Below are 15,852 nucleotides of genomic sequence, written 5' to 3' on the forward strand. Positions count from 1 at the left end.
ATCCCGCCTTCACCGGAAGGAGTCACGGGCACGTGCCGCGCGGCGGCGGGGGCATGCGCCCTGCGCCACCGAACAGGCATGCGTGCCACGTGACCTCCCGAGTTTCGTCGAGCCGCCCCTGCAAGACGGCTCAACCCCTCCAACGGAGGGTTACGTTAGCACTACTGGGAGTCAGTGCAATGCTTTTTCAACGATCCCCTCAGGAGTGGTCCAGGAAGCGGTCAAGCACCCGCACCCCGAACTTGAGCGAATCGACGGGGACCCTCTCGTCCACCCCATGGAACATCCCGGAGAAGTCCAGGTCAGCCGGCAACCTGAGCGGCGCGAACCCGAACCCGCGCATCCCCAGACTGCTGAACGCCTTGAGGTCCGTCCCCCCCGACAACGTGTACGGCACAGCCAGGGCACCCGGGTCCTCGGCCACCAGCGCGTCGGCCATCGCCCGCACCAGCGGCCCCTCGAACGCCGTCTCCATGGCGATGTCGTGGTAGACGAACTCCCTCGTCACATTGGGCCCGAGCAGTTCGTCGAGCGTTTCGAAGAACTCCTCCTCGTACCCCGGCAGGAACCGCCCGTCCACGTGCGCGGTCGCCGTCTGCGGGATGACGTTGGCCTTGTAGCCGCTGCTCAGCATGGTCGGGTTGGCCGTGTTGCGGAGCACCGCGCCGATCATCCGGGCCAGCGGGCCCAGCTTGGCCACGTTCGCCTCGGCGTTGTCGGGATCGAACTCGATGTCCAGCGCGGCCGACGTCTGCTCCAGGAACATCCGCACGGTCGGCGTCAGCCGTACCGGCCACTCGTGGCGCCCCACCCGCGCCACCGCCTCCGCGAGCTCGGTGACGGCGTTGTCGGAGTTCAGCATCGACCCGTGACCGGCCCGGCCCTTGGTGGTGAGCCGCATCCAGGCGACACCCTTCTCCGCCGCCTCGATCAGGTAGAGCCTGCGCGCCTCGTCGATCGACACGCTGAACCCGCCGACCTCGCCGATCGCCTCGGTGCACCCCTCGAACAGGCCGGGGTGCTTCTGTGCCAGCCACTGCGCGCCGTACTCGCCGCCGGCCTCCTCGTCGGCCGTGAACGCCAGCACGACGTCGCGCGGGGGCTTGCGCCCCTCCCTCAGGCGCTGCCGTACGACGGCCAGGATCATCGCGTCCATGTTCTTCATGTCCACGGCGCCCCGGCCCCAGACGCATCCGTCGGCGATCTCACCGCTCATCGGATGGTGCTGCCAGTCGTCCGCGTTGAACGGCACGACGTCCAGATGGCCGTGCAACAGCAACGCCTCCCTGGTCGGGTCGGCGCCCTCGATCCGGGCGATCACGTTCGCCCGCCGGGTGTCGCTCTCCAGAATCCGCGACTCCAGCCCGACCTCGGCCAGCTTCTCCGCCACATACTCCGCCGCCACCCGCTCACCGGGCCCGGCGTTGTCACCGGCGTTGGTCGAGTCGATCCGGATCAGGTCGCGGCACAGCTCGACGACGTCATCCTCACCGTTGAGTCCCGTCATACCGGCTCCTCCACCTCTGTTATGTCTTACAGCCCATCCTGCCCTCGCCCTCCTCCATGAGGCACACCGAGGCTCCTGTCCACTCGCGGTATGACGCACACCCCAGAGTTTGCTAACCTAAGTCCGCCGACGCGGGAGAGCCTCTCGCGTGCCAGGCACCACTGTCCGGGTGGCGGAATAGGCAGACGCGCTAGCTTGAGGTGCTAGTGTCCAGTGATGGACATGGGGGTTCAAGTCCCCCCTCGGACACGCACTCTGGTACATGCTGGGCCTAGCCTCGACTACGACAACCCTCTCCGAGGGGTCGTAGACAAGGTTTAGGCCCATTTGCATGTACAGCTCGTTCTTGTCGGCTGTGTCGGCTTTCTCGAGAATTCTGGTCACCTCAGTCATCTTCGGGATCATTTCCTTCATCTCCTTCTCTGTGATCTCACGCTTCCTGGTGATCGCCCGCATCCGCCCCTCGGCCTGCAGCCGCTCAGCCCGGGTTTCGGCCATCCACCTGCCGACCTCCTGCGGATCGCCGCCAGCGTCCAAGGTCGAGCGGTAACGGCTCATCCGCCGGTCGCAGTCCTCGATCGTCTTCCTGGCCGCCTCGGTGACAACGCGGTCGGTCTCGCTGTTCTGGGCGTCCAGAAGGGCCTCGATGGTCCGCCCGAGATTGGCGGGAGTGAAGATCTGACAGATCCAGGGATCCAGCTCGGCGACGATGTAGTCCTCCCGGACGTAGACCGTGCGGGGGTGTTCGATCTTGTTGGCGAGGGCATACTCGGCGGGGAACTTGCATCGATAGTGAGACCGACCGTTGTTCCAGGAGCCTTCCATTCGGCGGGTGCACGCACCGCAGTACAGCAGGCCACGTAGGGCATAGGGGCGTGGAGTGCTGCGCGGCTTCCGCTCGGTCGCCGGGCGACCGTTGGCCGACAGCAGCGTCTGTACCCGCTCGAAGGACTCGACGTCGATGATGGGCTCGTGGACGACCGCATCCGACCAAACCCACTTGTCCTCGGGATTCCACTTCAGCTTGGTCACGTGCCCCTGGGTGACGTCGTTGACGTCCAGGAGTTCTTCCTGCTTATGCTGTCGGTTCCACACCTGTCGGCCGGTGTAGCGGGGGTTGAGCAGGATTGCACGGACGGCTGACTTGGACCAGGCGACGCCGCTTCGATGCCTGTTGCGGGCCTTGTCATAGGCCGAAGGGCAGGGGATGTTCTCCCGGGTCAGCCCTTCGGCGATCAGATAGAGGCCCTGGCCGTGGACGAACTCCACAAAGATTCTCGCCACTATGGGGGCGGTGAGCGGATCGGGCTCCAGGCGATGGACTCGCTTACCGTCGGCCGCCTTGCTCGGATTGGGGTGGGGGCCGACGTCCATGAGGCGGTAGCCGTACGGCGGGCGTCCGCCCAGGAAGCGTCCTTCGATCTTCGCCTGGGCCTCCATGGTCGTGCGGACTCGCATCCTGATGCGGTTGCGCTCACCCTTACTGATCCCGCCGAACATCAACATGATCAGCTCGTGAGCCTCGTTGGTCGGGTCGATCGGCCCGCCGATCTCCGGAACCCACAACCCCACGCCGTAGTGGTTGAAAAGCTCGAAAGTGTTGCCGAACTGGTTGCCGTAGAAGGCCCGCTGAGGTTCACCGACCACCACCGCCTCGAACCCCCGGTTCGGATTACGCAGTTCGGCCAGGAGGACGGCGGCCTCAGGCCGCCGCTGGGGCGGGATCGAGCGCGACTTGTCGACGTCGAAGAACTCGGCGACCACGACCCCGCCCCTCGACTCGATCAAGGCCCTGGATCGCGCCAACTGCCAGTTCCGGGACGAAGCAGGGTCCTGGTTGTCCTCCGTGGACACCCGACCCCAGAAAGCGAACGAGATCACCTCTACTCCTCTTCTGGACTGCCATGACCTGCGACGATATGGAGGCCGGACCTGTATGGGAGGCCCCAGGAGGGAAACTGTCACCGCAGAGGAGGTCAACCTGGCCACATCCATCACTCGACGAGCACCGCAACCTGTGAGACACCCGTGAGGAGACGCCAACTGCGGAGGAGGGCACGGCCGTGATCTCGATGTTGCTGTCCATCCTGCTCAACCGAAATCTGATGGGTGATCTGGAGTACGTCAGATGCGCCCGCTGCGGTACCACCGCCTCCAACCTGGAAGCCCCGCTGCTGACCTCCGCTACTTTCACGCTGACACGGGGGAAACCCGTCGACGGCTATCGAACTCCCCCGGAGTGGACCTGCCCGGCCTGTGGCCGGGCAGGTCCCTTGGAGGTAGGAGAGTTGCTGACCAACGACACCACCGTGCAGTGCCGTCGTAGGTTCTTGTGCCGCTATTCCTGGACGGTGCCGGGCGCCGTAACGGTCGTGACCTGCCCGCGGTGCTACACGAAACAAGCGGGCCCTGCCGCAGAGGGGCTTACCGGAGGCATGCCTTGACGCCATTCCCCGCCGACTTAGGCCCCTGAGCAGAGTGGGTGCCATCACCGCGCCCTCATCACCCTGCACCCACCGTTGCACGTGCCGACTTGCCTGATCGCCGCTCAGGCCGTGCTACCCGAAGCCGAGTCGCCCAGCCGGTGTGGCGGATCTGATCAGCAGACAGCACACAGCCTTGAGGCGACAGCACGCATATCGATCATCGTTCGCAAGTACTGGCTTCGTCTGTGCCCACATCGCAGCGCCCGTAGGCATCGAGCAGTATCCGCAGGAGAACGCGTGCCGCACCAGGAGTGACATAAGGCGTCACCTCGGGCAATACCACTCGAAGCCTGTCACGCCTGGGTGGCTCTGCGGCACGGGCTCTCTGAGCCTCTGTGGCCATGCTCATCCATTCCCTGCTCTCGAACGGCCGCCGGATATCGCATCAAGCAACGCGAGCGCGTGGGTCGCCTGCTGGGGGACGACGCCGTTGCCGAGAGCGTGCATGTGGGCTGTGCGGGGCAGGTCTATGTTGGTGACCCAGCCGTCGGACAACCCCATCATCCATTCGACGAAGCGGGCGGAGAGCCGAGGCTGGCCTCTGGTTCCAAGTTCGGTGGGGTCGGGCGCGGGCCTGTCGGAGGCTGCTTCCCATCGGCGGACGGCAGCGCCGTAGGGGCCCCAGTCGGGTTGGCGGCCGGCGGGGCCGAGTTCGGCGGCGCGGCGGTAGGTGTCGGTGGTCCAGTGCCGCCAACGCAGTCCATCGGCCTTTGAACCTTCGCCGCTTCCGATGCCGCTGAAGGGATGAGCTTGATCGCGATGGCCAACGGGAGTGCTCGGCGAGGTTGCTGACGGTTTCGGCGGTTGAGCCAGGACTCCGCCGTTTCCCCATCGTTCGGGTTGCAGGCGGCCGGAGTCGGCAGAAGATACGCGCACGCCACGTCTGGAAGGTTCAGAGCATGGCCGTCGGCTCTCCGTGCCACAGCGTCCGCCGCGCCGCAGTGGTCGCGAGCTGTCGGGGTGGGTAGCAAGGAGGAAGAGCCTTTCCCTGCGGTGGGGGGCGCCGACGTCGGAGGCTCGTACGCATGTCCACGCCGTGTCGTACCCGAGCGCGGCCAAGTCCCCGAGAACACGGTCGAGTCCTCGGCTGCGGAGGGCGGCGACGTTCTCCAGGATGACGAGGCCGGGTCGTAGAACGCGAAGGGCCTTGGCGATGGCGAACCAGAGTCCACTACGTGTCTCCTTGGTCATTCCGGCACCACGGCCGGCGTAGCTGATGTCCTGGCAGGGGAATCCAGCGGTGACGATGTCCACGCGCGGGACCGCAGCCCAGTCGACGGCGGTGAGATCGCCGAAGTTGGGCGCGACGGGGAAACGGGTCTCAAGGATCTTGGCCACGTGCGAGTCGTTGTCAGCGCACCAGGCCAGGCGGGCACCGTAGGACTCCATGACCGCCAGGTCGAGCCCTCCGTAACCTGTGCACATAGAGCCGATCCACGGGCTTGAGATCGGCGCTCGATAGAGTGACTGTCCGTGCAACGGCTCGCGCTCTTCGACCTTGACAACACGCTCGTCGACCGCGCGGAAGGGCTTCGACGGTGGGCGGAGGAGTTCGTCGCCGAGCGGCGTCTGGATATCGGTGACGTTGAGTGGATGATCGAGGCGGACGGGGACGGGTTTGTCCCGAAGGAGGCCTTCTTCACCCGTGTTCGGGAGCGGTTCGAGCTCCAGGACTCGGTGGAGGACCTGTGGGCGCGGTATCGTTCCCGCCATCCACGGCTGATCCCGCCCTTCCCCGGTGCCCTCGACGGACTTGGCCGACTGAGGGATGCCGGCTGGAGGACAGGAGTGGTCACCAACGGTTTCGCGGATGTCCAAATGTCCACGCTCGTCTGTAGCGGTGTGGGCGATGTCGTGGACGGTTGGGCAATCTCCGGTGCGGAGAGAGTTCGTAAGCCCGATGCCAGGCTGTTCGCGATCGCCGCGCGGCGCTGTGGGATGACCTTGTCCGACGGCGGATGGATGATCGGGGACAGCGCCTCGGCCGACATCGGGGGCGGGCAGATCATCGGCCTGCGAACCGTGTGGATCGACCGTGGTCGTCCTTGGCCTGGCGAACTCCAGCAGCCCGACCACATCATCTCCGAGGTGACAGACGCCATCGAACTTCTGCTGACGTCGTAGGCGGGCAGCGAACGCGCTGAGCGAGTCATTCATGATTGCCGCTCACCCGTCCGTGACGTCCTGGTGATCTCCCAGAGGACACGTGTCACCCCGTCAGTGCCGTGCGACTGCCTGCGCCGGGCAAGGGCGTCCCGCTCGGTGTGGGTGGGGCGAATGGCCACGCGGCGGAGGCCGGCGGCGCGGAGGCTGGTACCTGGTTCGCTGGCGAGGGCGTAGGTGATCAGTCGCCGGTAGCCCATGGCCTTGGCGGCGCGCCAGGCTGCGGATAGGAGGGCGGAGCAGGCGTTCGGGGTGCCGTCGGTGGACAGGCGGGTGATCTCGATCGTGTGGCCGTCGTCGAAGGCTCGGATGATGGGGCGGTCGGCGATGACAACGCCGACGAGGGTGCCGTCGGTGGTGTTGACGCCGATGGCGTAGTTGCCACCCTGGGGTGAGAGCAGGTACCGGTGGGACCAGGCGACGAATGCCCGGGCGGTCCTCAGGGTGATCGGTGCGATGACCAATTCCCGTTGATCGATCTTCCTTGCGTATTTTTTGTCGGCATTCTGGGCGTGGAGTGATGGTTGGACGCTGAACAGCGCTGTCATGGTTCGTTGGGGCGTTTCCTCAGATGGTCGTCAGTTCAGCGCCCGGCACTGGCAGACCGCTGGCACCTCGCTGTGACCTGCGGTAACTCAACTGGCAACACCATCAGCAGGTCGGGTAAGAAATAGTCGGAATTAATTTCCGGAAGGCGCCACAGGTTCTGCCAGAGGTTTGCCTAAACGGGTCTCTAAACCAAGTTGCGAGAAGCGAATTTCCTCGCGCCGTGGAGTGACCCGATGGAATCCGAAATGCACGACCGTTCGCCCATGGATGCCGCTGAGCACCTGTTCCAACTCGTGGCGTGCGAGCCGTACGGCCTGGCCGTCAACGGCACCCTGGCACCTGATCTGCCCCAGCGCCGCGTCGCACTGGAGGAGCTGCGCCGGCTGCTGACCCACCCGCTGATGAGCAACGCCACGCGTGATCTGGTGTGGCGGGAGCTGGTCACTCGCGCTCGGGTGCTGGGGGCGATGTGGGTGGTCGGCGCTGTCGGGGTGGCGTTGCCCGGGTTGCGTGCCATCGCCGGGCGGATCACCTCCGGGTACGTCGCGGGGGACGCGGCTGACATCGACCATGAGGTGCTGAGCAGCTTTATCAAGGCGGTCCGCAGCATCGAGGTGGACCAGCCCAGCATCCGTCCCCGGTTGTACGACGAGGCCCGCCTCGCCGGGGAACGGCTCCGCAGACTCGCCGAGTCCGGCACCTGCCACCGGCTGCCGATCAATGTGTCGGTGCCACCGGCACACCCATCGAGCCATCCGGAGACCGGGGGCGTCCCCGACTGCCTGTCCCAAACGATCACCTCGCCCTGTGTCGGAGATGCAGGGGCGGAAGCTTCCGCGCGGAGCCGGGATTCCTCAGATATCCCATCCGAGCTCCACCAGCCGAAGGGAGGCCGGGGCACTACCCCTGGCTCCGCGCGGATCTCAACGGCAACCAGTAGGGCAACGCCATCGCGACGACCGCAGGACGCACCGGCGGTCGAAGGGCTGACGCGTGACGCGCCACTGCCGACTACGCCGTGCCGTATGGCAAGTGGCGTTCAACGGCAGCGGCTGCTACCGGTCTTGCCCTGCCGTGCGGCAGTGCGTGTGTCGGTCATCGTGGGGGTCGCGGCATTCGTCGTGGCTGTCACTGCCGCTGTGGCAACCGGCGCGTTCGGCGAGAGCGGAGCGTGGGCGGCACCGCCTACAGACGCGGACCAGCTCGGCAAGGTCTTCGACAACCTCCGGAATTGGCTCATCGGGCTGCTTGCCACGCTGGCGACGCTGATGCTCACCATCGGTGGCGTGCGGTACCTGGTCGCCGGTGGCGATCCGGGTGAGGTCCAGAAGGCCAAGTCCGCGCTCAAGGCGGCCGCGTTCGGCTACGCGCTCGCGGTGCTGGCCCCGCTGTTCGTCAACGTGCTCAAGCGTGTGGTCGGCGGGTGACGGCGATGAGACGCCTCTCAGTTACAGCAACCGGCACGCTCATCGTTGCCGCTGCGGCAACCGGGACCGCCCCTGCCGCTGCCGCAGAACCCGTGCCGACACCCAGTCCTTCTCCGGCGGAAGAGCTGTCACCGCCCGACAGCGGTTTCGATATCGGCCTGGGCGGGTGGATCACGGACCAGATCAACAGCTGGTTCGCCGAGCTGGTCGCACGGGCGATCAAGCCGTTGCTGGACGTGGTCGCCGCCACCCTGCTGGCCACCCCCAGCGTGGCCGGCCAGGCCCGGATCCAGGACCTGTGGCAGGTCACCGCCGCCCTGGCCAACGGCGCCTTCGCCATCCTGGTGGTCGCCGCCGGGGTACTGGTGATGGGGTACGAGACCGTCCAGACCCGGTACGCGTTCAAGGAGGTCGCGCCGCGTCTGGTGGTGGCGTTCATGGCCGCCAACTTCAGCTTCTTCCTCGTCTCGCAGGCGATCGACCTGAGCAACGCCATTTCCAGGGCGCTGCTCGGCCAGGGATTCGACGCCAGACGGGCCGCGAACGCGATCCGGTTCCTGATCGTCCCGCCGGCCAACTCCGAGATCTTCTACATCCTGCTCGCGCTCGTCGCGGTCATCCTGCTGGTGCTTCTGCTGATCACGTTCGTGTTCCGGGTCGCCATGACCGCTCTGCTCGTGATCGCCGCGCCGCTCGCCCTCGCCTGTCTCGCGCTGCCGCAGACCAACGGCCTGGCGATGCTGTGGTGGCGGGCCTTCTCCGGCCTGCTGCTGATCCAGGTCGCCCAGTCCCTGACTCTGGTCACGGCCGTGCGGATCTTCTTCAACCAAGACGGGCGTGAGGCCGCCGGGCTGTTCGGCACGGGCCAGCTCTACAACCTGCTGCTCGCCCTCTGCTTGCTGATCATCCTGGTGCGCATCCCGGGCTGGGTCTCCCGCGCCATCTTCATGCAGCGAGGTCGCGGCTCGGCGATCGGCAGGATCGTCAAGTACGCCGTCGTCTACAAGCTCACCGCCCCGGGCCTGAACGCCCTTCACCTCGGGCGCGGCGGTGGCAGGGGGTCTGCCGCCACCAGAGCTGCGGCAAGCAGGGCGCTGGCGCTGGCGGCAGGACCTGCCGGTACGGCTGCCGCAGGTGTTGCCACCGCGGCAACGGCAGCTCGGTCGGGTGTCGCCACTGCCGCTACGGCAGCGCGTAGCGGTACTGGGCCGACGATTCACGCTCCGACCTTCGCGCGCCGCCCGGCCCACTCGGCGGGCTGGGGACCGGCGCCGGTCGTGCACGCGCCCTCCGGTCCGGCGCTCCAGGCCCGCTACCGGTCCACGCCACGGCCGCAGCAGCCGATCCCGCCCTCCACCCCGGTGTACGGCTACCCGCGCGAGATCTTCTATGCCGCCGGTCCGGCCGGGCTGGGCCAGATGCAGTGGCTGCGTGGCCAGGACATGACCTCGCCCCGGGCGCCGCGCGGGGCCATCGAACCGCCGCCGATCTCCAACCGCCCGGTACGGCCGCTCATCGCGCCGAACGCGCCCATCCCCGGCACTCCCGAATGGCCGGAGAACCCGGGCACGCCCCGCCGCACCCCACCACCAACCCCGCCCCGCCCTACCCGCGGCTCGCGAGGGGGTGAGCAGCGATGACCTGGACCGACACGGTTCGTATCCCCGCCGACGTCGAAGCCCCCGACAAGATCATCGGTTCGTTCACCGCACGCCAGGTCATCATCCTCGGCGGTACCGGCGCCCTCATCTACGGCGCCTACCTGGCCTTCGGGGAACGGATCCCGCTCCTGGCCTTCGCAGCCGTCGCCCTGCCCGTCGCGGTCGCCGGGATCCTCCTGGCGGTCGTGCGGCACGACGGCGTCAGCCTGGACCGGTACCTGCTGGCCGCCCTCCACCACCAGCACAACCCCAAACAGCTGGTCACGGCCCCCGAAGGCATCCCGGCCGCACCGGCGTGGATCGCTGCCGACCCCGGCCGGCTACCCGCCCCGCTCCGGCTGCCCGCACAGGGAATCGGCCACGACGGCCTGATCGACCTCGGCCCCGACGGAGTCGCGGCCGTCGCCGAGGTCTCCACCGTCAGCTTCGCCCTGCGCACCCCCGACGAACAGGACGCCCTAGTCGCGGTGTTCGGCCGCTGGCTCAACTCACTGTCCGGCCCCATCCAGATCCTGGTACGCGCCGAACGGGTCAACCTGTCGGACACCATCGCCGACCTGCACCACAACGTGCCGCACCTCCCGCACCCCGCGCTCGCCCACGCCGCCCGCGAACACGCCGCATTCCTCGCCGACCTATCCGCCCGGCACGACCTGCTCCGCCGCCAGGTCCTGCTGATCATCCGCGAGCCAGCCACCGGCTCACGCGGCCATACGGCCGCCGCCTCCCGAGCGGCGCGCCGGTTGGAGGAGGCATCCCGGGTGCTGGGCGCGTGCGGCCTGACCCTCAAGCTCCTGGACCCCGCCGCCACCACCGGCCTGCTGCTCGCCTGCTTCGACCCGACGACCCCACCCCCGCCGGACGCCGACCTCGCCCTGCCCGGCGACGTGATCGGAGGCCGCTGGTGAAACTCCCATTCCGCCGCACACCCACCCCGCCGGGCGGCTTCGGCCCTGACGCGGTGGAGATCCAGCCCCGCCGCATGCGCGTCGGGGAGGGGTATTGCGCCACGCTCACGATCAGCGGCTACCCGCGCGAGGTGACACCCGGCTGGCTGGAGCCCCTGCTCACCTACCCCGGCCGCCTCGACGTGTCGCTCCACATCGAACCGGTGCCCTCGCTCGTCGCCTCCGACCGGCTCCGCAAACAACTCGCCCGCCTCGAATCCGGGCTCCGCACCGACCACGAACACGGCCGACTGCTCGATCCCGGCACCGAAGCCGCCGCACAGGACGCCCACGACCTGTCCTCCCGAATCGCCCGCGGCCAAGCCAAACTGTTCCGCGCCTCGATCTACCTCACCATCCACGCCACCACCCCCGACGAACTGGACGACGCCTGCGCCCAGGTCCGCGCCCTCGCGGCCTCACTGCTGCTGGACGCCCGCCAAGTCACCTTCCGCCAACTCCAAGGATGGATCTCCTCCCTCCCCCTGGCGTACGACAACCTCGCCCTCCGCCGCACCTTCGACACCCCCGCACTCGCCGCCGCCTTCCCCTTCACCAGCCCCGACCTGACCGCCGACCTCGGTCCCACCGCCGTCCTGTACGGCGCGAACCTCTCCAGCGCCTCACTGGTCGCCTGGGACCGCTTCGCCCAGGACAACCACAACTCCGTGACCCTGGCCACCTCAGGCAGCGGGAAGAGCTACCTGGCCAAACTGGACGCCCTCCGCTCCCTGTACGCCGGAGTCGAGGTCGCCGTCATCGACCCCGAGGACGAGTACGCGCGACTGGCAAGCGCAGTCGGCGGCGCATACCTCCACCTGGGGGCGCCGAAGGTCAGGCTCAACCCCTTTGACCTTCCGCCCCAAAGCAAACCCGGCCACGATCCGCTCACCCGCCGCGCCCTGTTCCTGCACACGCTGATCGCGGTGATGCTCGGCGAAACACTCTCCAGCGCGAGCAAAGCAGCACTCGATCGCGCCATCCTCGCCGCCTATCGAAGCACCGGGATCACCACCGAACCCCAGACCTGGAAGCGCCGCCCGCCGCTCATGCACGACCTGGCCACCGCCCTGACCAAGGATTCCGATCCCACCGCCGCGGAACTGGCCGCCGGGCTCGCGCGGTACGTCACCGGCAGTCACAGGCGGCTATTCGACGGGCCGACCACCACCCGCCCTGACTCCCACCTGATCGTCTTCTCGCTCCGAGACCTTCCGGAGGAACTCAAGGCGGTTGGCACTCTGCTCACCCTGGACGCCGTATGGCGGCGCGTCTCCGATCCCGGCAACCGACGTCCCCGCCTCGTCGTGGTGGACGAGGCGTGGCTGCTCATGCGTGACCCCGAAGGCGCCAAGTTCCTGCTGCGGATGTCCAAAGCCTCCCGCAAGCACTGGGCCGGGCTATCCGTGATCACCCAGGACACCGCGGACCTGCTCGGCTCCGACGCAGGCCAGGCAGTGATCGCCAACTCCACCACCCAGATCCTGCTCCGCCAGGCACCCCAGGCCATCGACAAGGTCACCGACGCCTTCCGCCTATCCGACGGCGAACGCCAGCTCCTGCTCTCAGCCGAACGCGGGATGGGGCTGCTCGCCGCCGGCCGCCAACGGGTCGCCTTCCAAGTGATCAGCAGCCCCTGGGAACACGCCACCGTCACCAGCAACCCCCAAGAACTCAACGAACTCGACTCCGAGGAGGACCTTTGATCACGCACGCCCTCTACACCGCCGTCATCGCCACCCAACTGACCCTGTCCTGCGGGACGATGCCTGCACCCGCACCCCGGCATAGCGCTCCCGTCTCGGCGACCGCGCCCTCGACACTGTCGAAGCAGCCACTGCCGTTGACCCAGGACAAGGCCCGCCGGATCCACGCCCGCTACCAGCGACTGGCCACAAAGGCCGCACACACCAAAGACGACAGCCTGCACCGAGCCGCGACCGGCCTGGCACTAAAGATCAGCAAGGGCGAATCCCACCTGGCCACCTTGAGAAGGCAACAGCCGACCAAGCCAGCCGCCATCACCGATGCCCGATTCACCATCCCGCGCCCTCTACCGGGGCAGCCCCACTGGTTCCTGGTGTCCTTCACCCGCGCCGGATACACCACCCGCGTTCAGCTGATCTTCGCCGAAGCAGCCAACGGCTGGCGACTCGCCGCCGGCTCCTCCACCCCCGCCACACAGAGACTTCCGCAACCCGCCCTCGACCGTGACGGGCTGGCCACCGCGCTGGACGAACACACCGGCGGGTTGATCGGCTCGCCACGTCAGGTCGCGCACGCCCACGCCATCTCCCTGTCCACCCTGAACTCCCATCCTCAGGCACTCGCCCTGTTGGCCCCTGGCACCTACACCAGCGAGGCAGCTCAGTCCATGCGATCGGAGTACGCGGCGGCACAAGGCCGGTGGGCCCTGCGAATCAGCGCCCGTGACCTGCCGACGCTCTACACCCTCCGCACTCAAGACGGTGGCGCGCTCACCTGGTACGGCGTGCGCCAGACCCAGACCTACACCCGTGCCATCCGATCGGCGGCACCGATCAACTTCAGCAAGCCGAGCACCGCCCTGCTGAGCCGCGGCCGCATCTTCACCCGCCGCGCTGTCATCACCGCCGCCAGCTGGTTCCTGGCCACCATCCCTCCCACCACAACCCGCACCAAAGCCAGCGTCGCGGGCGACTGGTACATCACCCTCGGCGTCCGCGGCTCATGACATGTCGGATTCGGAATCGCCCGCAGCGAAGGACCTCACGTGATCCACGACCTGCTCATTGACCCCAACGCGATCCTCGACCGGGCCCTGGGATGGCTCCTGGACCATCGGTGGCAAGTAGCCGCCGTGGTGGTGATCGCTGAACTCGGAATCGCCCTGATCTACTTCGGGCTCCTGCGGCTACGTCACCGGCGATGGACGCGCGGCGCCCGGTGCATCGACATCCTCGCCCCACCCGCAGCAGACATGCCGGGTGCCGAAGCTCTGTGGGCCAACCTGATCGGGCTGCTGCACCCCGCATGGAAGCGGCTCATGCTCGGCCAGCCCCACCTCGCCTTCGAGTACATCTTCGGTGTCGACGGCGTCCACATCCGCCTGTGGGTACCAGGTGTGATCCCCCAACACCTGGTGGAGCACGCGATCGAGGCCGCCTGGCCATCCGCCCGGACCGTGGCGACGGACGCCGTACCACTTGTCCCCCTGACGGGTCAGGCCATCGGGGGCCAGTTCGCACCGGCCCGCAGCGAACGGCTACCGATCAAGCACGACCACCGCGCCGACCCGCTGCGGGCACTCATCGGAGCCGCCGTCGGCATGCCGCACTGGCAGCACGCCGCAGTTCAGATCCTCGCCCGGCCGGTCACCGGCCACAGGCTCTCCACCACGACCGGTACGGTACGGCTGGCGCGAGCCGTACTGGATCTCCTCACTCCAGGGCCGCTGCATCCCACCCACTTCAGGAACCACGATCGCGTCGCCAAGCTGGAGGAGTCGGCCGAAGCTCGGGCGATCCGCGACAAGGCCCAACACCCTCGATACGTCGTCGCCATCCGCTATGCCGTACAAGCCGACGAACCGGCGTCCACGGATAAGAAGATCAGGGCCATCCGCCGGAACGCCGACAAGGGACGCGCCCACGCGCTCGCCTCCGCCTTCGCCGTCTACTCCGGACACAACCGGCTGGAACGCCATCGGCTTCTCAAGCCCGCCATGTGCCTCGCCGGACGCCGGCTCGACAAGGGCTTCCTCCTCTCCGTCCCCGAGCTGGCTACACTCGCCCACCTTCCGCTCGACACCGCGGTGCCGGGACTCACCCGCGCCGGAGCCACCTCCGTACCGCCCTCGCCGGCGATCTCCCGGACCGGCAAGACACTGGGCTTCTCCGACACCGGCCACCAACGCCCCGTCGCCCTGCGCGTCGCAGACTCCTGCCACCACGTCCACGTCCTGGGCCCCAACGGCACCGGCAAGTCCACCCTCCTGGCCCAGATGATCCTCTCCGACATCGAAGCGGGACGCGGAGTCGTCGTCATCGAGGCCAAAGGCGACCTTGTCCTCGACATCCTCGGACTCATGCCACCGGAGGTGGCGAGCAAGGTCGTACTCATCGACCCGGACGACCACCACCCCTCCCCATCGCTCAACGCGCTCGGAGGGACCGATGTGGACATGGCCGTGGACAACCTCGTCGGAATCTTCCACAAGATTTACGCCGACTACTGGGGCCCACGCACCGACGACATCCTGCGCGGCTGCGCCCTCACCCTCGCTAGAACCGGCGGCACCCTCACCGACATCCCCGCGCTGCTCACCGACTCGATCCGGCGGCAACGCCTCACCGCAACCTTGAAAGACCCGATCTTGCGCGGCTTCTGGTCCTGGTACGACAGTCTCTCCGAACAGGCTCAGGCCAACGTCACCGCGCCGATTATGAACAAGCTGCGCGCGTTCCTGCTCCGCCCCTTCGTCCGGGACGTGCTCGGGTCGGCGACCTCCACATTCGACCTGAACGACGTCCTGGACGGCGGGATCCTGCTCGTGCGGCTTCCCAAAGGAGTGCTCGGCGACGACACCGCCCGGCTACTCGGCTCCGTGATCCTCGCCCAGGTCTGGCAGGCCGCCGCCAGACGCGCCAAGCTCGGTCACGCCCGCAACCACGCCGCGCTCTACTGCGACGAGGCGCACAACTTCCTCACCCTGCCGCACGCCCTGAGCGACATGCTCGCCGAGGCCCGCGCCTACCGAATGTCGCTGGTCCTGGCCCACCAGCACCTCGCCCAGTTCCCGCGCGACCTGCGCCAGGCGGTCTCCTCCGATGCCCGCAACAAGATCTACTTCTCCCTGTCGCCCGAGGATGCCCGCGAGGTCGAACACCACTTCACCCCGTACCTCAAAGCCCACGACCTCGCCAACCTCGACGCCTTCCAAGCCGCCGCGCGCCTGGTCGTCCGCTCCGCCGAAGCCCCGCCCTTCACTCTGCGCACCCGCCCACTGCGCGAACCCTCCCGTGACGCCGCCCTGCACATCCGCGATGCCGCCGCCAAGGCCCACGGCCGCCCGGCCGCCGCCAGCGCCCCAAAGCCGGGAGACCCCCGGCTCCACTCTGACTAGGAGAACCC

10 protein-coding genes, 1 tRNA gene and 1 pseudogene are annotated in these 15,852 nt (G+C 67.8%); 8 read left to right on the top strand and 4 right to left on the bottom strand.

All coding sequences use genetic code 11. The annotated features are described in order from the left end of the window. Positions 1 to 199 precede the first annotated feature (199 nt). Positions 200 to 1,507: a M20/M25/M40 family metallo-hydrolase gene (locus MBA17_RS19540; protein ID WP_238497930.1), complete on the bottom strand. Its 1,308-nt coding sequence runs from the start codon at positions 1,505 to 1,507 to the stop codon at positions 200 to 202. A gap of 163 nt (positions 1,508 to 1,670) precedes the next feature. On the opposite strand from MBA17_RS19540, the gene MBA17_RS19545 reads away from it, so the two are divergent. Further along, positions 1,671 to 1,756: transfer RNA gene (locus MBA17_RS19545), tRNA-Leu, on the top strand. A 471-nt stretch (positions 1,757 to 2,227) separates the two neighbouring features. Here MBA17_RS19545 and MBA17_RS50470 read toward each other — a convergent pair. Together MBA17_RS50470 and MBA17_RS19550 are read right to left on the bottom strand one after the other, a co-directional pair. Next, positions 2,228 to 3,502, bottom strand: a pseudogene (locus MBA17_RS50470) (recombinase family protein); the annotation flags it as partial. An 836-nt stretch (positions 3,503 to 4,338) separates the two neighbouring features. Then, positions 4,339 to 5,472 (bottom strand): DNA cytosine methyltransferase, encoded by a 1,134-nt coding sequence (locus MBA17_RS19550; protein ID WP_274385615.1) that lies wholly within the window; start codon positions 5,470 to 5,472, stop codon positions 4,339 to 4,341. Here MBA17_RS19550 and MBA17_RS19555 point away from each other — a divergent pair. Then, a complete protein-coding gene (locus MBA17_RS19555) occupies positions 5,467 to 6,117 on the top strand; it encodes an HAD family hydrolase (RefSeq protein ID WP_238497932.1) in 651 nt (216 codons plus the stop codon). The genes MBA17_RS19550 and MBA17_RS19555 overlap by 6 nt on opposite strands. A gap of 29 nt (positions 6,118 to 6,146) precedes the next feature. Here the strand turns inward: MBA17_RS19555 and MBA17_RS19560 are convergent, their stop codons facing one another. After that, entirely contained in the window at positions 6,147 to 6,620 is a 474-nt protein-coding gene (locus tag MBA17_RS19560; protein WP_238497933.1) for an XF1762 family protein, read from the bottom strand. 348 nt (positions 6,621 to 6,968) lie between these two features. Here MBA17_RS19560 and MBA17_RS19565 point away from each other — a divergent pair, with 348 nt between their 5' ends. The 6 genes from MBA17_RS19565 (at position 6,969) to MBA17_RS50480 (ending at position 15,844) form a co-directional block, all read left to right on the top strand. After that, positions 6,969 to 8,132 carry a hypothetical protein gene (locus MBA17_RS19565; RefSeq protein WP_238497934.1) on the top strand — a complete coding sequence of 388 codons (1,164 nt, stop codon included), beginning with the start codon at positions 6,969 to 6,971 and terminating at the stop codon, positions 8,130 to 8,132. Between the two features lie 92 nt (positions 8,133 to 8,224). Beyond that, positions 8,225 to 9,772 carry a TrbL/VirB6 family protein gene (locus MBA17_RS19570; protein WP_238497935.1) on the top strand — a complete coding sequence of 516 codons (1,548 nt, stop codon included), beginning with the start codon at positions 8,225 to 8,227 and terminating at the stop codon, positions 9,770 to 9,772. Further along, the gene (locus MBA17_RS19575) at positions 9,769 to 10,701 is read left to right on the top strand and encodes a PrgI family protein (RefSeq protein ID WP_238497936.1); all 933 of its coding nucleotides are present in this window, start codon (positions 9,769 to 9,771) and stop codon (positions 10,699 to 10,701) included. Before MBA17_RS19570 ends, MBA17_RS19575 begins: the two co-directional genes overlap by 4 nt. Then, positions 10,698 to 12,446: a VirB4 family type IV secretion system protein gene (locus MBA17_RS50475; protein ID WP_238497937.1), complete on the top strand. Its 1,749-nt coding sequence runs from the start codon at positions 10,698 to 10,700 to the stop codon at positions 12,444 to 12,446. The genes MBA17_RS19575 and MBA17_RS50475 overlap by 4 nt, the downstream gene beginning before the upstream one ends. After that, on the top strand, positions 12,443 to 13,453 hold the full coding sequence (locus MBA17_RS19585) for a DUF8094 domain-containing protein (RefSeq protein ID WP_238497938.1): 1,011 nt from the start codon (positions 12,443 to 12,445) through the stop codon (positions 13,451 to 13,453). The genes MBA17_RS50475 and MBA17_RS19585 overlap by 4 nt, the downstream gene beginning before the upstream one ends. Before the next feature lie 39 nt (positions 13,454 to 13,492). Next, on the top strand, positions 13,493 to 15,844 hold the full coding sequence (locus tag MBA17_RS50480) for a type IV secretory system conjugative DNA transfer family protein (protein ID WP_238497939.1): 2,352 nt from the start codon (positions 13,493 to 13,495) through the stop codon (positions 15,842 to 15,844). Positions 15,845 to 15,852 lie beyond the last annotated feature (8 nt).

It is taken from the genome of Dolomitihabitans soli, assembly GCF_022213955.1.
GTDB lineage: Bacteria > Actinomycetota > Actinomycetes > Streptosporangiales > Streptosporangiaceae > Streptosporangium_A > Streptosporangium_A soli.

What these genes read in the sequence shown, in the direction of transcription:
- MBA17_RS19540 (WP_238497930.1), bottom strand. Translation starts at nt 1,507, where the DNA reads ATGACGGGACTCAACGGTGAGGATGACGTCGTCGAGCTGTGCCGCGAC.
- MBA17_RS19575 (WP_238497936.1), top strand. Translation starts at nt 9,769, where the DNA reads ATGACCTGGACCGACACGGTTCGTATCCCCGCCGACGTCGAAGCCCCC.
- MBA17_RS19565 (WP_238497934.1), top strand. Translation starts at nt 6,969, where the DNA reads ATGGATGCCGCTGAGCACCTGTTCCAACTCGTGGCGTGCGAGCCGTAC.